The 23,952-nt window shown below is 32.2% G+C and carries 20 protein-coding genes and 1 tRNA gene; 11 read left to right on the top strand and 10 right to left on the bottom strand.

The window, feature by feature from the left end:
* Nucleotides 1-2 precede the first annotated feature (2 nt).
* From LJY17_RS09440 to LJY17_RS09415, 6 genes are all read left to right on the top strand, one after another.
* On the top strand, nt 3-452 hold the full coding sequence (locus LJY17_RS09440; RefSeq protein WP_264543580.1) for a GatB/YqeY domain-containing protein: 450 nt from the start codon (nt 3-5) through the stop codon (nt 450-452).
* A 75-nt stretch (nt 453-527) separates the two neighbouring features.
* Nucleotides 528-600 (top strand) — tRNA-Arg (locus tag LJY17_RS09435).
* A gap of 126 nt (nt 601-726) precedes the next feature.
* Nucleotides 727-1,551, top strand: a complete 825-nt coding sequence (locus LJY17_RS09430) for a zinc-dependent peptidase (protein ID WP_264543579.1) — start codon at nt 727-729, stop codon at nt 1,549-1,551.
* A 114-nt stretch (nt 1,552-1,665) separates the two neighbouring features.
* Nucleotides 1,666-2,733, top strand: a complete 1,068-nt coding sequence (locus LJY17_RS09425) for an efflux RND transporter periplasmic adaptor subunit (protein WP_264543578.1) — start codon at nt 1,666-1,668, stop codon at nt 2,731-2,733.
* A 7-nt stretch (nt 2,734-2,740) separates the two neighbouring features.
* Nucleotides 2,741-5,830 carry an efflux RND transporter permease subunit gene (locus tag LJY17_RS09420; protein ID WP_264543577.1) on the top strand — a complete coding sequence of 1,030 codons (3,090 nt, stop codon included), beginning with the start codon at nt 2,741-2,743 and terminating at the stop codon, nt 5,828-5,830.
* Nucleotides 5,817-7,136 carry a TolC family protein gene (locus LJY17_RS09415; RefSeq protein ID WP_338441195.1) on the top strand — a complete coding sequence of 440 codons (1,320 nt, stop codon included), beginning with the start codon at nt 5,817-5,819 and terminating at the stop codon, nt 7,134-7,136. The genes LJY17_RS09420 and LJY17_RS09415 overlap by 14 nt, the downstream gene beginning before the upstream one ends.
* Before the next feature lie 36 nt (nt 7,137-7,172).
* On the opposite strand, the gene rpe is transcribed toward LJY17_RS09415, so the two are convergent.
* The 10 genes from rpe to LJY17_RS09365 all read right to left on the bottom strand — a co-directional run bounded on the left by rpe (nt 7,173) and on the right by LJY17_RS09365 (nt 20,124).
* Nucleotides 7,173-7,835, bottom strand: a complete 663-nt coding sequence (gene rpe, locus LJY17_RS09410; protein ID WP_264543576.1) for a ribulose-phosphate 3-epimerase — start codon at nt 7,833-7,835, stop codon at nt 7,173-7,175.
* A 321-nt stretch (nt 7,836-8,156) separates the two neighbouring features.
* Nucleotides 8,157-9,020, bottom strand: coding sequence for a sigma-70 family RNA polymerase sigma factor (locus tag LJY17_RS09405; RefSeq protein ID WP_026711939.1), 864 nt, complete (start codon nt 9,018-9,020; stop codon nt 8,157-8,159).
* Between the two features lie 77 nt (nt 9,021-9,097).
* Nucleotides 9,098-10,732, bottom strand: a complete 1,635-nt coding sequence (locus tag LJY17_RS09400) for a hypothetical protein (protein WP_264543575.1) — start codon at nt 10,730-10,732, stop codon at nt 9,098-9,100.
* Nucleotides 10,733-10,779: 47 nt separating this feature from the next.
* Nucleotides 10,780-12,045 (bottom strand): DUF4249 domain-containing protein, encoded by a 1,266-nt coding sequence (locus tag LJY17_RS09395; protein WP_264543574.1) that lies wholly within the window; start codon nt 12,043-12,045, stop codon nt 10,780-10,782.
* A 19-nt stretch (nt 12,046-12,064) separates the two neighbouring features.
* Entirely contained in the window at nt 12,065-13,294 is a 1,230-nt protein-coding gene (locus LJY17_RS09390; protein WP_264543573.1) for a DUF4249 domain-containing protein, read from the bottom strand.
* A gap of 2 nt (nt 13,295-13,296) precedes the next feature.
* On the bottom strand, nt 13,297-16,050 hold the full coding sequence (locus LJY17_RS09385; protein ID WP_264543572.1) for a TonB-dependent receptor: 2,754 nt from the start codon (nt 16,048-16,050) through the stop codon (nt 13,297-13,299).
* Nucleotides 16,051-16,282: 232 nt separating this feature from the next.
* Nucleotides 16,283-16,753, bottom strand: a complete 471-nt coding sequence (locus LJY17_RS09380; RefSeq protein WP_264543571.1) for a hypothetical protein — start codon at nt 16,751-16,753, stop codon at nt 16,283-16,285.
* 234 nt (nt 16,754-16,987) lie between these two features.
* On the bottom strand, nt 16,988-19,156 hold the full coding sequence (locus tag LJY17_RS09375) for a polyribonucleotide nucleotidyltransferase (protein ID WP_264543570.1): 2,169 nt from the start codon (nt 19,154-19,156) through the stop codon (nt 16,988-16,990).
* A gap of 146 nt (nt 19,157-19,302) precedes the next feature.
* Nucleotides 19,303-19,572, bottom strand: a complete 270-nt coding sequence (rpsO, locus tag LJY17_RS09370; RefSeq protein ID WP_073310129.1) for a 30S ribosomal protein S15 — start codon at nt 19,570-19,572, stop codon at nt 19,303-19,305.
* 99 nt (nt 19,573-19,671) lie between these two features.
* Nucleotides 19,672-20,124: a GAF domain-containing protein gene (locus LJY17_RS09365; protein WP_264543569.1), complete on the bottom strand. Its 453-nt coding sequence runs from the start codon at nt 20,122-20,124 to the stop codon at nt 19,672-19,674.
* Between the two features lie 71 nt (nt 20,125-20,195).
* Here LJY17_RS09365 and xrtF point away from each other — a divergent pair, with 71 nt between their 5' ends.
* From xrtF to LJY17_RS09340, 5 genes are read left to right on the top strand one after another with little or no spacing between them, the layout of a single operon-like run.
* Complete coding sequence (gene xrtF, locus LJY17_RS09360; protein WP_264543568.1) at nt 20,196-20,744, top strand: exosortase family protein XrtF; 549 nt, start codon at nt 20,196-20,198, stop codon at nt 20,742-20,744.
* Nucleotides 20,722-21,165, top strand: coding sequence for an exosortase F system-associated membrane protein (locus LJY17_RS09355; RefSeq protein WP_264543567.1), 444 nt, complete (start codon nt 20,722-20,724; stop codon nt 21,163-21,165). The genes xrtF and LJY17_RS09355 overlap by 23 nt, the downstream gene beginning before the upstream one ends.
* Before the next feature lie 36 nt (nt 21,166-21,201).
* Nucleotides 21,202-22,026: an ATP cone domain-containing protein gene (locus LJY17_RS09350; RefSeq protein ID WP_264543566.1), complete on the top strand. Its 825-nt coding sequence runs from the start codon at nt 21,202-21,204 to the stop codon at nt 22,024-22,026.
* A gap of 12 nt (nt 22,027-22,038) precedes the next feature.
* Nucleotides 22,039-23,397, top strand: a complete 1,359-nt coding sequence (locus LJY17_RS09345; protein WP_264543565.1) for an MBL fold metallo-hydrolase — start codon at nt 22,039-22,041, stop codon at nt 23,395-23,397.
* Nucleotides 23,398-23,453: 56 nt separating this feature from the next.
* Complete coding sequence (locus LJY17_RS09340) at nt 23,454-23,882, top strand: HYC_CC_PP family protein (protein WP_264543564.1); 429 nt, start codon at nt 23,454-23,456, stop codon at nt 23,880-23,882.
* Nucleotides 23,883-23,952: the final 70 nt, after the last annotated feature.

The raw sequence follows: 23,952 nt of genomic DNA, 5'->3' as shown, positions 1-23,952 counted from the left end.
TTATGAGTTTATCAGTAAAAATAATGGACGAAATGAAAAATGCTATGAGAGCTAAAGATACAGTAGCTTTAGAAGCATTGAGAGCAATAAAATCAGCAATATTATTGGCGCAAACTGAAAGTGGTGCTAAAGAAGATTTGTCTGCTGATGATGAAATCAAATTATTGCAACGTTTGGTAAAGCAACGTAAAGATTCTGCAACTATATATACTGAACAAAATCGTCCTGATTTAGCAGAACCAGAAATCGCTCAAGTAGCAGTGATTGAAAAATTTCTACCTGCACAATTATCAGAAACTGAGGTAGAAGATGCTGTGGCTAAAATTATTGCAGATGGTGGTTTTTCTGGAATGGCGGCAATGGGACAAGTAATGGGTGCAGCTTCAAAAGCTCTTGCTGGACAAGCTGACGGCAAAACAATTTCAAATATTGTAAAAAAGCTTTTAGCGTAGCTTTTTATTCTTTCAAATAGTAGACTCCTTGGGCTATCGAATTTATAATCTAAGGAGTCTAAATTGTATAAAAAAGGCTCCATAGTTCAATTGGATAGAATATCAGATTCCGGTTCTGACGATTTGGGTTCGAATCCCAATGGGGTCACAAAATGATTTGATAAGAATTAAATCATCTTACTGATTAGATACATTTTAATTCTTATTTTTAGCATCAAAATCAGTTTTTTGTTAAGTAATCTTTTGAAATCATACAAAGGAAAATAATTCAATTATGAATCAAAATCAGGAACAAGGTGTTTGGATATTTATAATTTTTATTTCAGTTCTTTTTTTGATTGTTTTTATCTACGCATTCAATTTCTTAGAATATCTCTTTGCAAAATACTTTTATAAGCCTTTTTATGTACATTTTTACCCTTTACCAAAAAAGCTGAATGATTCGCATAAAAAACTAATAAGTGATAATTACTCGTTCTACAGAAAGCTTTCAGATAGGAGGAAAAAGTATTTCGAACACAGAGTAGCTGTTTTTATACAGAAATATGATTTTAAGGGTAATGGTGGTTTGGTTATTACAGATGAAATGAAAGTTTTAATTGCGAGTACTTCCGTAAAATTAACTTTTGGTATGAGAAGGTTTATTTATACTGTATTTGATAAAATTATATTGTATCCTGATATTTATTACTCAGAAATGAATGATTTATACCATAAAGGAGAGTTTAATCCTAGATATAAAGCTTTGGTTTTTTCGTGGAAGCATTTTAAAGAAGGTCTTGATGTGTCTAATGATAATTTAAACTTGGGGCTTCACGAGTTCTCACACACCTTGCATTTTCAATGTTTAAAAAACAGCTCTGTTTCTAATGATATCTATGTGGAAAACTACCAGAAATTGGTAAGTGATATTAGTAAGTCTAACTATAAAGATAAAATTAGGGATTCAGAGTATTTTAGAGAGTACGCTTTTACTAATGAATTGGAGTTTATAGCAGTGATACTTGAAAACTTCTTTGAGACACCTGATAAGTTTAAAAATGACTTTCCAGAGCTATTCCTTAATGTAAAACGAATGATCAATTATAGAGAGTCTTAAAAAGGTAATTGTTCTAAAATATTGTTAAATAAAATTTAATCGTTTAGAGAAGTAAATAATAACGAGTAGTTTTGTTAATAAATCCCACGATTGATATAAAATTACACACGTATTATGAAATTTAAACATATTGTATACTTGCTGTTGGCAGTAGTTTTAGGCGGAATGATTTTCTACAGAATATCTGCAAACAGTGCTAAAAATGAAGAAAATGGTAAAGGAAAAGGAAAAGAAGGAGACAAAAAGCCTTCAAAAGTTTCCGGAATTGTTTTAAAACCACAAGTCTTCTCTGATAACTTATCACTTACAGGTTCTATTGAGGCTAATGAGCAAATTGAGGTCAGAAGTGAAGTTTCGGGTGTTGTTGAAAGTATCAATTTCCAAGAAGGAAGTTATGTTTCAAAAGGACAGCAATTATTTAAAATAAATGATTTAGAACTTCGTGCGCAACTCTCGCAAGCAAGAACCAAACAAGCACTTGCATCTGAAAATGAAAGAAGAGCGAAGCTGTTACTACAAAAAGAAGCGATTAGTCAAGAAGAGTATGACATTGCCAGTGCCGATTTCCGTTCTGCTCAAGCGCAAACTCAATTAATTCAAGCACAAATTGCTAAAACATCTGTAAAAGCACCTTTTTCAGGGAAAATAGGTTTACGATATATTTCAAAAGGAAGCTATGTAACACCAACAACAGTTGTAGCAAACTTAGTAAATACAAGTCAGGTAAAAATTACGTTTTCAATTCCTGAAAAATACGCTGCTCAAATGAAAATGAATACTTCTCTTTCGTTTACTACTTCGGGTTCAAAAGAAAAATATAGCGCAAAAGTATATGCAATCGAGCCTGAGATTGAAGAAGCAACACGAACTTTAAAAATGCGTGCTGTAGCACAAAATTCAAGTGGTAAATTAATTCCTGGAACTTTTGCGAATGTTTCATTTCCGTTGGATAACATAAATGATGCCTTATTAGTGCCAACAGAGGCTTTGATTCCAGTACAAAACGGAAAAAAAGTGTTTGTGTCAGTTAATGGCAAAGCCAAAGAAATTATGGTAGAAACGGGAGCTCGTACCGATAAAGACGTTTTGGTGTTAACAGGTCTTAAAGTTGGAGATACAGTTTTGACTACAGGTGTGATGACTTTGAAAGATGATGCTCCTGTAAAAGTTAATGTAAAGTAAGATAGCTATGAGTTTATCCACTTTAAGTATTAAAAGACCGGTTTTAACAATCGTTCTTAACCTGATGCTGATTCTTTTCGGTATCATTGGTTATACCTTTTTAGGTGTAAGAGAGTTTCCATCTATTGATCCGGCACAAATTTCGGTACAAACGAATTATTCAGGAGCTAATGCCGATATCATCGAATCACAGATTACAGAACCGCTAGAAAAAGCAGTCAATTCTATCGATGGGATACGTAATATTTCATCTTCTAGTAGTCAAGGGAGAAGTAGCATTACGATAGAATTCGATTTGGATAAAAATCTGGAAGAAGCGGCCAATGATGTTCGTGACAAGGTTTCTCAAGCCGTGCGTAGTTTGCCACAAGATATCGATGCCCCTCCAGTAGTGTCAAAAGCTGATGCCGATTCGGAGCCTATCATCACCATGACGGTTCAGAGTGACAACAAAAACGTTTTAGAATTGACAGATTATGCAGACAACGTGCTTTCGCAACGTTTGCAAACCATTCCGGGAGTGAGTAGCGTTCAAATATGGGGAATGCGTAAATATGCCATGCGTTTATGGATTGATCCTAACAAATTGGCTTCCTATGGGTGTACAGTTGCCGATGTTCGTAGTGCTTTGAACAAACAAAATGTGGAATTGCCTTCAGGGAAACTGACTGGAGCCAATACAGAATTAACCGTTAAAACCATCGGTAATATTTCTACCGAAGAAGGTTTCAATAATATTATTATTAAAGCAGAAGGCGATAAAATTGTTCGTTTTAGCGATATTGGGAAAGCCGCTTTGGAAGCAGAAAATTTGGAAACTAAATTGTCAGATTCGGGACAACCGATGATTGGTATGGCGATTATCCCGCAACCTGGAACAAATTATTTGGATATCGCCGAGAAGTTTTACGAGCAGTACGATTTACTACAAAAGGATTTACCAAAAGATTTTAAACTGAATATTGCTATTGATAATACAGTTTTCGTTAAGAAAGCGGTACTAGAAGTAGCCGAAACCTTATTGCTTTCTGTAATTCTGGTAGTATTAATTATTTACTTGTTTTTTAGAGATTGGGCAATCGCTTTCCGTCCGTTAATTGATATTCCGGTTTCCTTGATTGCTACGTTTTTTATTATGTATTTGTGTGGATTCTCGGTAAATGTATTAACGCTTCTGGCGATTGTTTTAGCGACAGGATTAGTGGTGGATGATGGTATCGTTGTAACCGAAAATATTTTCAAAAAAGTAGAAGAAGGAATGTCGCCTATTGAAGCGGCCATTAAAGGTTCGAATGAGATTTTCTTCGCCGTAATTTCGATTTCAATTACGTTAGCAGCCGTATTCTTACCAGTAATTTTCCTAGAAGGATTCGTGGGAAGATTGTTCCGTGAATTTGGAGTGGTGATTGGAGCTGCCGTATTGATTTCTGCTTTTGTTTCGTTAACACTTACGCCAATGTTGAATGCGTATTTAATGAAAGGTGGTGAACAAAAGAAATCGAAGTTTTATAATTTGACTGAACCTATTTTCGAAAAAATGAACTCAGGTTATGCAGAAGCGTTAACGAGTTTCATGAAAAAGAAATGGCTGAGTTTTCCTATTCTTATCGCTTGTTTCGGATTGATTTATTTGTTTTTCAATGTACTTCAAAAAGAAACGGCCCCTTATGATGATCGAAGTTTTATAACCGCTCGAGCGACTGCTCCTGAAGGGGCTTCCTATGATTATATGGATCGTTTTATGAATGAATTGACAGAGTTAATCAACGATTCAATTCCGGAGAAAAAAGTAAGTTTGATCGTGACCTCTCCAGGATTTGGAGCGTCTTCGGTAAATAGTGGTTTTGCACGAATAGCATTGGTGCAGCCTGATGAAAGAGAGAGAACGCAAAAAGAAATTACGGAGAAGTTGACCAAATGGACTAAGCAATATCCTGAAGCCAAAGTTTCGGTTTCTGAATCTCCTACCATTGCCGTGAATAGAAGAGGAGGTTTGCCAGTGCAATTTGTAATCCAAGCGCCAAACTTTAAAAAATTAGAAGAAAAGATTCCGCTGTTTATGGAAGAAGTATCTAATGATCCTACATTTTCCAATTCGGATGTGAATTTGAAATTCAATAAGCCTGAAGTATATATAACTATCGACAGGGAAAAAGCGCAAAGTTTAGGCGTTTCGGTTATTGATGTGGCGCAAACATTGCAACTTTCTCTGAGTGGTCAACGTTTTGGTTATTTCATGATGAACGGAAAGCAATACCAAGTGATGGGTCAGTTTGATAAAAAAGACCGTAACGCACCCATGGATTTGACCTCTATTTTTGTGAAAAACGATAAAGGACAGTTGATTCAACTGGACAACTTAGTACATGTGGAAGAGCAAAGTAGTCCGCCGCAATTGTATCACAATAATCGTTACATGTCGGCAACAGTTTCAGCCGGTTTAGCACCCGGAAAAAGTATCGGAGACGGTATTGAAGCGATGGAACGAATTAAAGCAAAAGTATTAGACGATAGTTTTACGACCGATTTAAGTGGTGAATCTCGTGACTTCGTTGAAAGTAGCTCCAATACTTCGTTTGCCTTCGGATTGGCGTTGTTGTTAATCTTCTTGATTCTAGCAGCACAGTTTGAAAGTTTTATAGATCCGTTTATTATTATTTTAACAGTGCCAATGGCAGTAGCGGGAGCATTGTTCTCGTTGTGGTTATTCGGTCAGACTTGGAATATTTTTAGTCAGATTGGAACGGTAATGTTAATTGGTTTGGTGACCAAAAACGGTATTTTGATTGTAGAATTTGCCAACCAATTAAGGGAACAAGGAAAATCGAAGTATGATGCCATTATAGAAGCTTCCGAATCCCGTTTACGCCCTATTTTAATGACCAGTTTGGCCATAGCATTAGGAGCATTACCAATTGCTTTGTCTTTGGGTGCAGCTTCTACTAGTAGAATAGGTATGGGAGTAGTAATTGTGGGAGGTACATTATTTTCTTTGATGTTGACATTGTTTGTTATCCCTGCGATATATTTAATGTGGGCAAGAGAAAAAAAACACCGACCAGAATTTGATAATGTAGAACAATATGAAAAGGCATAATTTTATGATGAAGTTTTTGTTTCAAATAGTATTGGTTGTATTTGTTCCTAAAGTAATGGCACAGGAAGTTCTAACTGTAGATCAGGCTGTGCAAATCGCATTAAAGAATAATTATGATATCAAAATAGCGACCAATGATCTTAGTGTAGATAAAGTAAACAATAGTATTGGAAATGCTGGAATGTTACCACAGGTTGATGCCTCACTTACTAAAAACAACAGTATTCAAAATTCCAAACAAACACAATCGAATGGTGATGTGAGGCAATTGGATAATGCTAAAAACAATCGTTTGGAATATGGTGTGAATTTGGGCTGGACTATTTTTGACGGATTGAAAATGTTTGCTCGTTATGATCAGTTGAAACAGTTGGAGAAACAAGGAGACACTCAGTTGAAATTAACGGTACTGACCAAGGTAAGTGATGTGATGACCACTTATTATGATTTGGTACAACAGCAACAACTGATTAAAGCATTAGATACAACTATTGTAATTTCTAAGCAAAGATTGAAAACGGCCGAAAACCGATTTACAATTGGAAAAGCGGCTAAATTGGAAGTGTTAAATGCTCAAGTTGATTTAAATACTGATACGTCTGTTTTACTAAAGCAAAAAGAACAGTTCGGGATTACGAAGATTCGTTTAAATGAACTTTTGGCAAGGGATTTAGCAGTCGATTTTCAGGTTATTGAAGAAGTAACTGTAGATGATAAATTGCAGTTGGAAGAATTGAAAACACTAACCGAAAAACAAAACCTACAATTGCAGTTAGCTCTTATTAATAAAAGAGTTGCCGAATTGGATTTAAAGCAAACCAAAGGAAATAGGTATCCGACAGTTAGGTTGAATACAGGTTATACTTTTGTGGAAACCGAAAGTAGTTTAGGGTTCACATCGGCAACTTCAAGCCGAGGACTGAATTATGGAGTTACAGCAACGTTGCCTATTTTTAATGGATTTTCCCAAAACAGAAATGAAAAAATAGCCAAGTTGCAAGTGGAAAATTCAAGTTTGATGGTTGAACAACAAAAGCAAACGGTCAATGCTCAATTAGCTTCGGCCTTTCAAACGTATTTGACAAATGTAGAATTAGCAAAATTGGAAGAAAGTAACGAAGCTATTGCAAAGAGAAACATGGAAATTACATTTGATAAATTCAAAATAGGAACAGTTCCCACAATAGAATTTAGAAATGCCCAAGAGAATTATATCAACGCGATTGCAAGAAACAGTAATGCTAAATTTCAAGCCAAAATTTCAGAAATCGTTTTGCAGCAGATAGCAGGTAATATAAAGTTTTAATAAAAAAAGCGCTGATTTCAGCGCTTTTTTTAGGTCTTATATTGACGTCAATTTCTTTAAATCGGCAATAGTTTGCGTTGGATTTTCGGCATTAAAAACGAAACTTCCCGCTACTAATACATCGGCTCCTGCCTCAACCAGTTGTTTGGCATTCTTGCTGGTCACACCGCCATCAATTTCGATTAAGGTCGAAGCACCATTTCTGGTAATGATTTCTTTCAGTTGTTTTACTTTCTTGTAAGTGTTTTCGATAAACGATTGTCCGCCAAATCCTGGGTTCACACTCATGATACAAACTAAATCAATGTCCTTAATTACATCTTCTAATAAAGACACATTCGTATGTGGATTTAAAGCGACCCCCGCTTTTATACCTTCCGCTTTTATAGCTTGCAAAGTTCTATGTAAGTGTGTTGATGCTTCATAGTGTACGGTCAAGACATCAGCGCCTAATTTCTTGAAAGTAGAAATATAGCGATCAGGATTGACAATCATCAAATGGACATCGATTGTTTTTTTTGCGTGTTTGTTGATAGCATCCAAAACCGGCATTCCAAAAGAAATATTCGGCACAAAAACGCCATCCATGATGTCAATGTGAAACCAATCTGCCTCACTGGCATTAATCATTTCAATATCGCGTTGTAAATTGGCAAAATCAGCAGCAAGTACTGATGGGGCAATAAGTGTGTTTTTCATTTTTTGAAAAAAATTGTTGTGTTGTTGGTGCAAAAGTAGTGTATTTGTTTATTTGTGTATTTGTTTATTTGAAAAATTTTGTTGGTGTCGATTGCTGAAGTCCTCTATTTTATTGAAAGCTTTAAAAAGCAAAACTCCGGAAACCCGAGGCGAAGCCGAACAGACTGGAGGATTGCTTTAAAAAAGCAAAACTCCGGTAATCAGCCGGAGTTTCAATCATCAATCAAAAAACGAACAGTCTTAGACTGTTGTTACTGTATATAATTTTCTAATTATAGTTTCAACGATAATGTAAAAATACTAATTTTTAGAAAATTTTAACTATCCAAGATAAGTTTTCAATATTTTACTTCTTGAAGTGTGTTTTAATCTACGAATTGCTTTTTCTTTAATCTGACGAACACGTTCGCGAGTTAAATCAAAAGTTTCACCAATTTCTTCAAGTGTCATAGGGTGTTGATCACCTAAACCAAAATATAAACGAACTACATCTGCCTCACGTGGAGTTAATGTTTCTAAAGAACGTTCAATTTCTGTACGCAACGACTCATGGATTAATTCTCTATCAGGATTTGGAGATTCACCAGAACGTAATACGTCATATAAGTTTGAATCTTCACCTTCTACTAAAGGGGCATCCATTGATAAGTGACGACCAGAATTTTTCATTGATTCTTTTACGTCATTTACTGTCATATCAAGCTCTTTTGCAATTTCTTCTGCGGAAGGAGCACGCTCGTTAGATTGCTCTAATAAGGCGTACATTTTGTTAATTTTATTGATAGAACCAATTTTGTTTAACGGTAAACGAACAATACGTGATTGTTCTGCCAAAGCTTGTAAAATGGATTGACGAATCCACCATACAGCGTACGAAATAAATTTGAAACCACGAGTTTCATCAAAACGTTGTGCAGCTTTAATCAAACCTAAGTTTCCTTCATTAATTAAATCTGGAAGTGTTAGTCCTTGATTTTGATACTGCTTTGCAACTGATACTACGAAACGTAAATTTGCTTTGGTTAATTTTTCAAGTGCTCTTTGATCTCCTGCTTTAATTCGTTGTGCTAACTCTACTTCTTCATCTGCAGTGATAAGGTCAACCTTACCAATTTCTTGTAAATACTTGTCTAATGACGCGGTTTCACGATTGGTAACCTGTTTTGTAATTTTAAGTTGTCTCATGAAGTTTCTTCTCCAAATTTAAGTTTGTGAGTTAGTTGTACGTAATGAGTTGCAAAAAAGTTACAAAAAATTTAAAATTATTTTACTTCAAATGAATCTGTATAAATTTTTCTTAAACCAGTTGAAGTTATTTCTTCCATCACAATTTCATAATCACCTTCCAGATCTGATGTGTAAAAGAAGATTTCTTTATCATCAGTTTTGACACGGGGAATCCATAAAAGTTGAAGTCTGTAATCTGGAATTCTAGATGAAGAGCTTTGAGAATAATCTGGTTTGAAATAAACTAATTCAGGACTAGGTCTTAGAATTTCTTTCTTAACAACAAAATTATTGTTTGGTTCGTAATCACCACTTATTGTTTCTATCCAGAGAATACCATTAAAAATTTTTGAACCTAAAAGATACCCATCTCTTTTTACACCAATAGATTTTACATTATCAAAATTATAGTTAAATAATTCATCAGCATCTTGAATGTAGATACCGTCAATGATTATTAAAGTTGGACTATTTGAGTCGTAATCTTTTGTGTTGTCCGATATTTGAATTGTGTTTTTTTTGCCTATTTTTTTATAATATGCATGCGGAATTATTTCTTTTAGAGTTTCTTTTAATGACTTAAATCTTGTATAATCTTCTAAATTATAGATATTGTCTAATTTTAAAAACTCTCTAAATTCTTGAACTGATTTTATTGAATCTTTTTTTGATTCGATGTATGCATTTTCTATTTGATTTGAAATTGATCTTTTTTCAAGGCTTTTGTTTAAAGAAGCATTGATATTAAAACTTTCGAATTGTAATGATGAATAATCTAAATAGTCAGTTGTGTTTAATTCGATATCATATTTATCATAATCATCATTTAAAATTTGAATTAACAAGTTTGAATTCTCTGATAAGTTTTCAATAGAAAAACCGAAATGTCCTAGATGATTGGTTTGAATTATTTTTATAAAAGACGTTTTATTTGTGATTGTAACAGCTAAATCAATATTTTTTAAATCAATATTTTTTTGTTTTGAAGTTATTTTGCCAGTAATTATTTCACCTCTGATTTCTGATATAGGTTTTTCAGTAGTTTTTTTAATAAGTTTTATTTTCTCATTTTTTAACCCCGTACTTTGGTTAAAAAAATCTGTTAAGCTGTCTTTTTTGTATACTTTTAATGAATAATTTGAAGATGGGTTGAGCTTAATAAGGTTGTCCATAGACAATTTTACAAGTTCTCTTTTGCTGTATGTTTTCTTATTTAGGAATGATAGTTTTGTTTTTTCGTCAATTATGTTATTTGTTAAGTCTATGCTAACTTTTTGAAATTGTTTTTCTTTTAATTGTAGAGGTTGATAAGTGTTTATTATGCTTATGTTTATTGCATTTAACTCAATATCATTTGAATCCAACATCCAGTTAGTATAACCTACAATTTTATAATTACCTGTTTTAAAGTCGGAAGGAATAAAAAAGAAACTTTGAGATTTTCCATCATTAAGTGAAAGCTTTTGTCTTTTAACTACTTCTTTAGAATCATTTATTAATTCAACATATGCTATTTTGCTTAAATCTGAATATGTATTGTTGTTTTTAACACAAATAAGTGAAAAATATAACCTTTCTCCAGTTAGTGCTACATTCGAATTTATACTTATATAAACATTTTCTTTTATAGCGTTGTTTTTTTCAGAGTATGCTTTATTGTTTTTTGCCAAAAGATTGTTTTTAGCAAAAGAAAAAAGTAAAAGTGCAAGTATTAATTTTAATCTATCCAAAATGATGGTTTTATGTTTGACGAAAAAGTTGTACAGTCAATGCATTGTGAATTGACTAATGTGTAATTTGGAATATCATTCATAGGAGCTGTTATATCAAACTCATAAACAGCTTTAAGTTTATTATTCAAAGTATACAAAATATAATCTCCACTACCAAGAGGGTCGCAAGTAGGAGGTGGATAGCACCAATAAAAGTAAAACAGAAAATTTTTAATATCGGGGCTTGTTGGAGGAGGTATTTCGGGACAATGATAAGGGTATTGCGGTTTGGATTGATTAGGGAACACATCTTCAAAATTGAAAAATATTCTTTTTTTTGAGATATGAGAAACTTCAAAAAAACCAATTATCTTTTCGTTAGGATTGTTTATGTTTTTTATGTTTCCAGAATAAAATCCAGGCTGGTTTTGTGATAAAATATTTCCTTGGGTTGAAGATTTTTTTAAGGCCTCATAATAATTGTAAGCTGCTAAACTTTGATTGTGAAGGGTTACTTCAATACTATATCTATGAGCTATTTTATAATTTTGGTCACTAATAAATCTAACTTGAAAAGAATTATTATTTGTTGTACTTAATGATGTGTTATATTGAATAATATCTTTAGAATTCTCAGTTGTATAACAAATCTTGGATTCATAAGGCCAAGGTTTAATTAATACTTCTCCAAAAGGAGGGGAATTCGGTCTAGGTGAAAAATAAACTGCTTCACCCATATAATCTCTCCACTGGGGAGAGATTACTTTGTTTGTTTCTTCATAAGTGTATCTATAATATTTTATACCTTCAGTCGAATCATCCATATTTGCGATGATTTTAACTCCATTACCTTCGTTACCATTTGTTCCCACACTCGTTGTAATAGTTTCTAATTCGGTAGTAGATGCTATTTTTTCATCTTTCGAAGTATAGGTTTTACCATCTGAAGTAATTACGGTTAATTTATATGTAATATTTGGTTGTGCTTGAAATTGTTGTGCCGAAACATAAACACCACTATTTTCGACAAAATAATACTGATTACCATTACTGTCTGTTACAAAAACTGTAGCTCCAGTTTCAAACTCAGGAGAGTTATTTTCAGAAGGATATGTTCTTGATACTTTTACTTCTTGTTTTTTAAATTGATTTGTAATAGAAGCCTCAATGACTATTAAATTTTCAAAATTCTCTGTTTGAAGCGCATAAGGTTCTGTACAGCTTTGTGCTATAAGTATTAATATAAATAAGTAGAAATAAATTTTCTTCATTTAATAATAATCTATTAGGTTAATCAACCCAAAACGTCGGCTTTATGTTAGATGAAAATGTTGTACAATCTACACATTGTGAATTAACCATTGTATAACTTATATCTGTTTCATATTCAATTACTGCTTTGGTTCTTGACTTTAAACCTTGTAATATTGCAGTTCCACCACATACTATGGTTGGACAATCTCTTGGAGGACAAAAACAAAAAAGTAGCTTAAATTGATTTTGATTGGAGTCTGTTATTTCTGGACAATAGTATGGGTAATTTGGTTTTGAGAGACCTGGGAATAGATCCTCAAAATTAAAAAATATTCTTTTTTTAGATACATATGTTACATCGAAAAAGCCAATAACCTTTTCATTAGGATTGTTTATATTTTTTATATTTCCTGAATAAAAACCTGGCTGATTTTGAGATAAAATATTTCCTTGAGTTGACGATTTTTTTAAAGCGTCATAATAATTGTATGCTGCTAAGCTTTGATTATGAAGGGTTACTTCGATCGAATATCTATTAGCAATTTTATAATCTTGGTCACTGATAAATCTTATTAATGATGAATTACTACTTGTTGAATTTAAGGCTGTATTGTATAAAATAATGTCTTTTGAGTTTTCAGTAGTATAACAAATTTTAGATTCATAAGGCCATGGTACTATAAATACTCTTCCGTTGGGATGTGAAGGGGTTGCTCCATCAGCAATACCCATAAAAGCTCTCCATTGAGGAGAAATTACTTTATTTGTCTCTTCATATGTATATCTGTAATATTTTATACCATTTGAAGAGTCATTTGAATTAGCAATTATTTGAACTCCATTTCCCAGGGTCGAGTTTGTTCCAACATTAGGTGTTATAGTTTCCAATTCAGTTGTAGATGTTATTTTTTCATCTCTTGATTTATAAGTTTTCCCGTCAGATGTAATTACAGTCAACTTGTAATTAACATTTTGTTGAGCTTCAAATTTGCTAGTGGAAATATAAACATTGTTGCTTTCTACAAAGTCATATTGAGTTCCATTACTATCTGTAACAAAAACTGTAGCACCTTTTTCAAATTTGGGTTCTGTTTCTTCTAAGCGAAATGTTCTTGAAATCTTAACTTCTTGATTCTTGTATTCATTAGTTAAGGTTGCTTCTACAACAATTATATCTTCAAAATTTTCTGTTTGTAAGGCATAAGGTTCAGTGCAACCTTGCATAATTACAACCAATAGCATTAAATAGAAATATATTTTTTTCATAATTAAAATTTGAAGTTATAGGTTACAGTTGGAACAGGAACATTGAAAATGGTTGTTTTATATCCTTTTATTTCACCATTTTTGGTTACAAAGTATACAGAATAAGGGTTGTTTCTTCCTAGAACATTGTAAACCGATATATTCCAGAAGCTATGTGCTAATTTTTTTATTTTATGATTTCCTTCAATGTTGATTCCTAGGTCAAGTCTATAATAATCAGGAATTCTGAATGCGTTTCTGTCGCTATAGACTGGGTATTCATTACCATTATAAGTATATTTTCCTACTGGATATGTAACTGGTCTTCCTGTTTGATATGTAAAGTTTCCAGAAAAACTATATCTCATTGTTAATTTATAATTTAAAATTAAATTTAAATCATGAGGTTTGTCAAAATTGGTTGGAAAAAATTTACCATTATTTACTTTTTCCTCATCAAATTGTCCGTCAAGCTTAATGAAAGATCTCGAGTAAGTGTAGCTTAACCATCCGTTTAATCGTCCTTCTTTTTTTTTAATTAATAATTCAGCTCCATATGATTTTCCATTGCCTTGTAGTAGTTCCGTTTCTAGGTATTCATTCATGACCAGATTAGCACCAACTTTATAATCTAAAATATTTTTAGATTTTTTATAATAAAACTCAGTACTTATTTCGATGTTATTTGGGTCTAGATTTTTAAATATTCCAACCGAAAACTGCTCTCCACTTTGAGGCTTTATATTATTGTTTGATAACTTCCATGTATCTGTAGGGGATTGGGTAGTATTTGTTGAAAGCAAATGGATATATTGGAATGTTTTGTCGTAACTTCCTTTAATAGATAGACTGCTATTTATAGAATATCTTAGGGCTAAACGAGGCTCAAAACCGTGGTATGTTTTAAAAAACTCATTGTTTTTGTATGTTGTCTCTCCTGTTTGGGTTCCTTGTCCTCTAGGTTGATCTTGGGCATAGCTTTTTTGGATACTTGGTCCAAGGGCATTATAAATCGAATATCTTACTCCTATATCAAAAAGTAATTTGTCGGATATTTTGTAATTGTCACTAATGTACAAAGCACTCTCAAGGCCTTTTTCAGTATTTATATTTTTAGATTGGATATTTGAATTTTCAGTATTTCCAAAAATATAACCAGGTTCTATTTTATATATTTTAGATTGGATGCCATAACTAAGCCTATTTTTTTCATTTAGTGTTTTTATTAGCTTAATCTGAAACTGCGTTTCATTATTAGTATATCCAAATTTAAATGAGTTTTGCGGAATACCTGAGTAATTAATTGTAAAGTTATACTTTGAATTTGTCAATGTGATTTCACTTGCATTTTTGTCATTAAATTTGTGCTTCCAGTTTAAAGTTACTAATCTGTTATTGTATGAAAATAATGAATCTGCAGTTATGTTAAATTTGTCATTACTGTAGTAAATTGTTGATTCAATAGAATTGTTGTCATTTATTTTATGAGAATATCTTGTTGAAAAATCATAGAAAGATGCTTTGCTATTTTTTAATTTTTCCTCATCTAAACTTTTAAGAATCCAACCAGAATACGTTCCTCGACCTCCAATTAAAAGACTTGCTTTGTTTTTGATGACTGGAATTGATACTGCTAAATTACTCGTTACCGGGCCAATACCTCCTTCGCCTGATAATTTTTCAACATTACCATTTTTAGAAGAAATGTCAAAAACTGATGATAAACGTCCTCCAAACTCAGTTGGTATACTCCCTTTGTAAATATCAACCTTTTTGACAATGTATGGGTTTAATGCAGAGAATAGGCCAAAGAAGTGTGAAGGATTGTATATAGTTCCTTTGTCAAGTATAAATAAATTTTGATCTTCTTTTCCTCCTCTTACATTATAACCTGCTGATCCTTCTCCAGCAGTTTTAATACCTGGTGTTGTTGTGGCTATTTTAAGAACATCTCTTTCTCCAAAAACTAACGGGACAGTTTTTACCCCTTCAGCTTCTATTGTGGTAACACCGGTAATAGCTGTACGTAACTTTTGTTTATTTTTTCCTTTTATTACAACCTCACTCAAAAGTGTGGCGCTTTCTGTCAAATTAATATTTAATTTACCGTTATTATAAACAATTATTTTCTTTGTGTTGGATTTAAAGCCTTGAATTGAAAATGAAACCGTGTGAATTCCAGGAGGGAGATTTAATTCGAAATTACCCTGATCATCTGAAATTGTATTTATGCCTAATTTTTTTATTGAAATATTTACGTCAGGGATGAATTCATTGCTTTTTTTGTTTTTTATAGTTCCAGTGAGTTTGAAATTCGATCCTTTTGAATAGTTGTCTTTAGATTCTTTGCCTATTAAAGAAATTGAATCTAGTTGAGTTTTTGAACTGTTATATTCTTGATAAAAAACGGGAGATGGTTTGCTAGATAACTGTTTGTCATTGTTTTCTTTTTTGTAGAATGAATCAGCTAATTTATCATGAATTAGAATTTTTTGAGTTAAAATAATTCTGTTTGAATCAATAAAGAAATTTATATCTGAGTCTTCAAAAATTTGATTTAAAATTTGATCTATAGATTTGTTTTTAAATTCGTTGCTAAAGTACTTAGTGTCGTCTATCCATCTATCGTCATAAAAAAACCTATAAGGGCTTGCTTGCTCTATTTTTTGAATTATACTTCTGTAGTTTTGATTTGAATATTCTAAAGAAATTTTATTTTCTTGTGAGTAAGTTAAATTGAAAAATAGAAGAATGAGTAAAAGCTGAAATTTATTCATGGTAATTATTTCTGTAGACTTTTTATTTTAAAAATTAGATTTTCCATGAATTTAATTTTTTCATCTTTTAGAAGATGATTATTCATTTTGTAAAAATCATTTATTTCGGTTTTTAATTCAGGAAATTGATTTACTATGCTTTTTTTGGAATCAATTTGTGAAATCTTTCCTTGTTTTTTTAAAAAAAATGATACTTCCTCTGTATAGAAAGGTTTTATGACATTGTCAGATATTATTTCTTTTTTCTTTTTTGGTATTTTATGTAGAAAGTAAATGAGGAAGAAATCAAATTTTCTTCACAATACCAATTTTCATTGTTGGGTAATTCAATTAGAACAAAGTTTTTATTTTCAATAGTGAAAGATTCGACTTCATTTTTACTAAGCTCCACAAATAATCTTTTTGATTGGTTGCTTGGATTTACAATAAGAATGTTTTGAAAAATGTCATACTTTACATTATTGTTATAATAAATTTGCTTGTTGTGTTTTATATTGGATATAAAGGTTGCATCATTAAATAAGTATCTATGGTTGTTTTTTACATTAACATCTTTATTAATGTAAATTTTTCCTTTTTCCAAATTCAAGTTTCCAATACTTAACTCTTTGTCAATTTTAGTATAAATATCCTTATAATCTTGTGTCTGTGAAATAAGTAGTGAAGAGTAAAGTATTCCCAATAATGTTAAAGCTGATTTCAATATTTTCTTTTTTTACGAAAATACATCATTTTTTCATTTTTATTCAATTCTAAGCAGTATTTTTTTTATTTGACTGAAGATATCTCATTGTATGGTCATTTTGGATGATTATTTATCAATAAAAAATAAGTAATGCTTTAATTTTCAATTTGTTATATGTGTAATCTTACAGTTTATAACAAAAAAACCCTGCTCTTAGAGCAGGGTTCAACCTATTGAATTAATTTGAATTAATTAACCTTGAGGATTTTCTTTTTTATCATCTTTCTTCTCTTCACGTGGTGGACGAGGAAGAAGTTGTTTTCTTGAAACTTTTTCTTTACGAGTTTTAGGGTCTAAACCTAAGTATTTAACCATAAATACGTCACCCATGTTAACTACGTCAGAAGGTTTTTCAGTACGTTCCCAAGCTAATTCAGAAACGTGTAATAATACTTCGTTTCCAGGAGCTTTAGTGTATTCAACTACTGCTCCAAAGTCAAGCATTTTGATTACTTTCACTTCATAAGATTCTCCTACCTGCGGTTTGAAAATTATAGAGTCGATTTTAGCTAAAACAGTGTCGATGCCTTCCGGACTTGTTCCTAGAATCTCAACAACACCCTGTTCGTCAACTTCGTTAATAACAATAGTTGTTCCTGTTGCTTTTTGTAATTCCTGAATTACTTTTCCGCCAGGGCCAATTAAGGCACCAATAAAGTTTCCAGGAATGGTAACAGTGATGATTTTTGGAGCTTTTGGTTTTACAGTTGCGTTTGGTTTGGCAATAGTTTCTGTTAATTTACCTAATATATGTAAACGTCCATCACGAGCTTGCTCTAACGCTTGCTCCATAATGTCGTAACGTAAACCATCAATTTTAATATCCATCTGACAAGCGGTGATACCATCGGCAGTTCCAGTTACTTTGAAGTCCATATCTCCTAAGTGATCTTCATCTCCTAAGATATCAGATAAAACTGCAAATTTTTCACCATCAGTGATTAATCCCATTGCAATTCCAGAAACTGGTTTGATCATTTGAACACCAGCATCCATTAAAGCTAAAGTTCCTGAACAAACAGTTGCCATAGACGATGAACCATTTGATTCTAATACTTCAGATACTATACGGATTGTGTAAGGGCAATCAGCAGGAATCATGTTTTTTAACGCTCTTTGCGCTAAGTTTCCATGTCCAACTTCTCTTCTTGAAGTTCCTCTTAAAGGTTTAGCTTCACCAGTTGAGAAAGGAGGGAAGTTGTAGTGTAAATAGAAACGCTCTTCACCTTGTTCAGAAGGTAAGTCAATTATGTTTGCTTCTCTTGAAGTTCCTAAAGTTACTGTAGCTAAAGCTTGAGTTTCCCCACGAGTAAAAATAGCTGAACCATGAGCAGATGGTAAATAATCAACTTCTGACCAAATTGGGCGAATTTCTGTTGTTTTACGACCATCTAAGCGAATTCCTTTTTCAAGAACAACGTTTCTTACAGCTTCTTTTTGTGTTTTGTAGATGTATTTAGAAACTAATTCAGCTAAATCTGGGTTTTCAGCATGCTCTTCTTCTGTGAACAATGCTTTTACTTCTTCTTTGATTTCGGCAAATTTCTCACCTCTTTCACTCTTAGCAGAAGCTTCTTGTGCAACTGCATAATATTTATCGTAAGATGCAGCTTTCACTTTTGCATAAACAGCTTCGTCTGATTTGTCGCCTTCGTATTCTCTGTAAGCAGGAGAGCCAACAGCAGCACGTAAACGCTCTTGAGCTTTAATTTGTATTTTGATTGCTTCGTGTGCAAACTTTATTGCTTCAATCATTTCGGCTTCTGAAATTTCTTTCATTTCACCTTCAACCATACAAACTGAATCATCAGAAGCACCAATCATCATGTCGATGTCTGATTGCTCTAATTGTTCTTTACTTGGGTTGATTACTAATTTTCCGTCAACGCGACCTACGCGTACTTCAGAAATTAAGTTGTAAAAAGGAATGTCAGATACAGCAAGACACGCAGAGGCTGCTAGTCCTGCTAATGCATCAGGCATTACATTTTCGTCATGAGACATTAACTGAATCATAACTTGTGTCTCTGCGTGATAGTCATCTGGGAATAGTGGACGCAATACACGGTCAACTAAACGCATTGTTAATACTTCGCTGTCGCTTGGACGTGCTTCTCTTTTAAAGAAACCTCCAGGGAAACGACCTGCTGCTGCAAATTTTTCGCGATAATCTACTGTTAATGGTAAAAAATCTACGCCAGGGTTTGCAGTTCTTGCAGATACTGCGGTTGCTAAAAGCATTGCATCGCCCATTCTAACAACCACAGATCCGTCAGCTTGTTTGGCTAATTTTCCAGTCTCGATTGTGATACTTCTTCCGTCACCTAAATCGATAACTTCTTGGAACACTTTTGGAATCATAAAAATCTAATTCTAAATTAAACAAAGGGTTTTAGTTGTGTTGTTGTGTGTTGTGTAGTTGTCTGAAACCCAATGAAAAACCAAACTTTTTCTGTAACAAATATATAAAACAAAAAGAGGCGCGCAGGCACCTCTTTTTATCTTGATTATTTTCTGATGTTTAATTCTTTGATAATCGCACGGTATCTGTTGATTTCCGTATTTTTCAAGTAGTCAAGAAGACTTCTTCTTTTACCTACTAATTTCACTAACGAACGCTCAGTGTTGTAATCGTGACGATTTCTTTTCAAGTGCTCAGTTAAGTGGTTGATTCTGAAAGTGAATAAAGCGATTTGCCCTTCAGCAGAACCAGTGTTTTCAGCTTTTCCTCCGTGTTGAGCGAAGATTTCAGCCTTTTTTTCTTTTGATAAATACATTCTAATATTATTTAAATGATTATTATGTAGATTGAGGTTTTCTCAATACGAGTGCAAAGGTAAACTTATTTTTTGAAGTAGCAAACTTTTATTCTTGTATTAAAATAATTTGGCAACTTCTTGATTTACAAATTCTAAAAAACGTTCGTCTGCTTCTGTAAACGGATCAATTACATGGCTATCAATGTCAATTTGTCCAATGTTTATTCCGTTTACAAATAAAGGAACGACAATTTCAGACTTTACAGTAAAGCTGCAAGCAATATAATTGTCTTGAGCAGAAACATCTGGCACAACAAAGTTTGCATTAGATTCAGCTACTTGACCACATATTCCTTTGCCAAATGGAATCACCGTGTGGTCTGTTTCTGCGCCTACATAGGGCCCTAGGTGTAATGTTTTTGTTTCGTGATTAGCAAAATAAAATCCTACCCAGTTGTAATAACTTATATTGTTTTGTAAAAGTTGACAGATATTTAATAATTTTTCATCTCTCGTTAAAGATGATTTTACTATTTCGGTAACTTTAGGTTGTAAGTCGTTAAAATTCATTTTTAATGTGTTTTGTGCAAAAGTAACTAACGCTAATTTTAATTTTTATATAAATTTGTTAAAAAACTGTTTTGAATAATTATATCCAGCAATACAAACCTTTCTTGCTTTTTCTTGCAAAATTTTTTCTGACTTATTTAGTGTTGACTGTAATTTATCAATTGTATCTTAAAAGTTATGAAGGTAATAGTGTAGATGGAATTACTTCTAACGTTTCTGTGCTTTCAGAGAAATTACTTCAAGTATCTGATGAAAATGCTAAAACGGTAAAGGATGAAAGAGGGGAGTATTACCTTGTTATTTATAACAACAACTACGTAGGTAGAATAATTGAAGGTTGTAATGCAGTTAGTGTTATAATATTGTTCGTTTCCTTTATTGTTGCTTTTTCTACTACTATAAAACCAACTTTGTTATATGTTTTAGCAGGAAGTGTTCTGATTTATGTGCTCAATATTTTGCGAATTGGTTTTATAATAATGATTTTGAATAAGTTTCCAGAGCAAGAACATATAATTCACGGAGTTGTTTTTCCTCTAATCATTTATGGAATTGTTTTTTTGCTTTGGTTTTTATGGATTTATAAATTTTATAAATATGCTTCGGAAGAAACTAAATAGAAGAGCACAAATTACACTCTTTGTTTTTTTGCTGGGTCTTTTGGTTTCGGTGAGAGCTTTTGAAAATGAGTGGTTCTATGATCCTTTTATAAATTATTTCCAATCTGAATTTTCACATTTAAAGTATCCCAATTATAACGAAGTGCTTTTATTTGCAAACTGGATATTTCGTTATTTTTTAAACTCAGTGTTTTCTATTGCAATTATCTACGTGATTTTTCAAGAGATGCAAATGGTTAAATTTTCTGTGGTGCTTTTAATTATATTCTTAATCTTTTTGTTATTAGGAATGTTTGTGTTGCTTCATTTTTTTGATGAAGAACAGAAAATGATTTTATTCTATGTAAGAAGATTTCTTATTCAGCCGTTGTTTTTACTTCTTTTTATCCCAGGATTCCTTTATCAGAAAAAAACTTTATAAATATTTTCTTAACTTTATATAATTAGTCTGTTTAAGATGAAAATTATAAAGCATTCAGGAGATATTGTAAATTTTGAAAAATCCAAGTTGGAAAAGTCTCTCCTTAAATCTGGAGCAAGTAAAGACGTAGTCGAAAATGTATTAAGTCAAATAGACGGAAAACTTTTTGAAGGAATTACGACAAAGAAAATTTATAAAATAGCTTTTGATTTGCTTAAAAAGGGATCAAAAGCAAATGCGGCAAGGTATAATTTAAGAGCCTCTTTAGAATTATTAGGGCCAGCTGGATTTTATTTTGAAAAATATATTTCGTATTTGTTTAGAGAAGAAGGATACACTACCCAAATCAATTTGAATTTGGAAGGAAAATGTGTATCACATGAAGTGGATTTAATTATTCAAAAAGGCAACGAAGTAAAAATGATAGAATGTAAATTTCACGCCAATCGTGATATTGTTTCTGATGTGAAAGTGCCCATGTACATTCTTTCTAGGTTTAATGATCTGAAAAGTCAAACGCATTCCGTTTTTGATCAATCAATATTTATAAACAACTGTCTTATTGCTACAAATAATAGGTTTTCTGATGATGCGGTGAAATTTGCCATTTGCTCAGGTATTGAATTGTTAAGTTGGGAATTCCCTAAAGGAAACAATCTTAGAAATAAAATTGAAAACTCTCATTTGTATCCAATAACTTGTTTAACGACACTTTCTTCTGTAGAAAAAGAGCAATTACTCATGCTTGACATTATAGTTGTAAAACAATTAAAAGAAAATACTGATAGTTTATCATTTATAGGTTTAAGTCAAAATAGAATTAAAAATATCACTAAAGAGGTTTCAGAATTGTGCATTTAAAATAAAGTACTTATGAAAATACAGTTTTTTGGAGGAGTTGGGACTGTTACTGGTTCCAAAACATTAATAGAGTCTAACGGCATCCGAATCCTTATAGATTGTGGATTGTTTCAAGGAAATAAAGAAACAAGACAATTCAATTGGGAGCCATTAGATGTATTGCCGTCAACAATAGATTATGTTTTGCTTACTCACGGTCATTTGGATCATTGTGGTTGGTTACCTCGATTAGTGAACCAAGGTTTTGAAGGTAAAATTTATTGCACAAGCCCTACAAAAGACATTTCGAGGTTGATTTTATTAGATTCTGCTAAAATTCAAGAAGAAGAGGCTGAAAAAGCAAATAAAGAGCATTATTCTAGACATAATCCAGCCGAACCTTTATATACAGTTGAGCAAGCAGAACGTGTTTTGCCTTTTTTTAAAATTATTTCTTTGGATAAAGAATTTAATTTAGATGCTGAAATTTCTGCTAGATATTTTTATGCAGGTCATATTTTAGGTGCTTGTTCAATAGAATTGAAACTTGAAGGAAAAACATTGGTTTTCTCTGGAGATATTGGTCGGGATAATGATGATTTGCTTTTTGAACCAATAAAACCTAAAAAAGCCGATTATGTTTTTTTAGAAAGTACTTATGGTGATCGTTTACATCCAGATAATGACCCAATGGAAGATTTAGAAAAATGTATCAATGAAACTATTTCCAGAGGAGGGAACGTAATTATACCAAGTTTTGCCGTTGAAAGAGCACAAACTATTATGTATCTTATTTGGAAATTGAAAAAACAAGGTAGAATTCCCGAGATACCTTATATTATAGATACCCCAATGGGAATAAAAGTCATTGATTTGTTTACAGAAAATCATTCCTGGCATAAACTTAAATTAAATGAATGTGAGGCTATGTGTGATATGTTTCAACTTATAACCAATTTTGAGGAAACAATAGAGACTATTTATGACGATAGACCCAAAGTGGTTATTGCTGCAAGTGGAATGGTTACTGGAGGAAGAGTTTTGAGTTATTTGGAAAGATATATTATTGATTCTAAAAATACAGTTATTATCGTTGGTTATCAGGCAGAAGGTACTCGCGGACGCAAGTTGATTGAAGGTGCTGATGAAATTAAAATGTATGGAAATTATTATCCGGTAAATGCCCAAATTATAGAAATAGAAGGGCTTTCTGCTCATGGAGATCAAGAAGATTTACTACAATGGTTATCAGAATTAGAAGAAAAACCAAAAACCATTTTCTTGGTTCATGGAGAAACAAAAGCTTTTATTGAACTTAAAACTCAAATTGAATCTAGATACCAAATAACATGTGAAATTCCGTACTTGAAACAAATTATCGAAATCAATTAACAAGATTTTATAATACTTTTTTTAAAAAATGTCTACTTTTGGAGCTCGATAGCATTATGAAAATAAAAGCACACATAGCCATTCTTTTGTCTACGCTTATATTGGTTTCCAATGTAGGATTGGCTTTCAACGTGCATTATTGTGAAGGCAAAATTTCTGGAGTATCATTCAATTATAAAACTGAAGAGCCTTGTGTTGATGAAAAACCAAGTGTAGTTGAAAAATCATGTTGCGCAAAGCAAGATACTCATGATGAATGTTGTAAAAATAACAAAGTAGACATCAAGAAGACTACTTCTGAAAATGTTTTAGTTAAAAACTTCCAATTAGATTTAGCATCATTTATTCCTACTCAGGAATATAATTTTTCTCAATTTGTAGCGTCAAAAGAAGTTATAGTAAAAAGTGAAAATCCTTCTTTTTACTGTGATACTAATGCTCCGCCGCTTTACAAACTTTATTCACAGTATATTTTCTACGCCTAATTTATTTGTTCAATGCAATTAGTCCTAATTGACTATTGTAGAAAGAAGTATTTCTAACAAATAAATTAAA

The organism is Flavobacterium hankyongi, from assembly GCF_036840915.1.
In the GTDB taxonomy this organism is placed as follows: domain Bacteria; phylum Bacteroidota; class Bacteroidia; order Flavobacteriales; family Flavobacteriaceae; genus Flavobacterium; species Flavobacterium hankyongi.
This window is presented reverse-complemented; position numbering and strand designations above follow the sequence as displayed.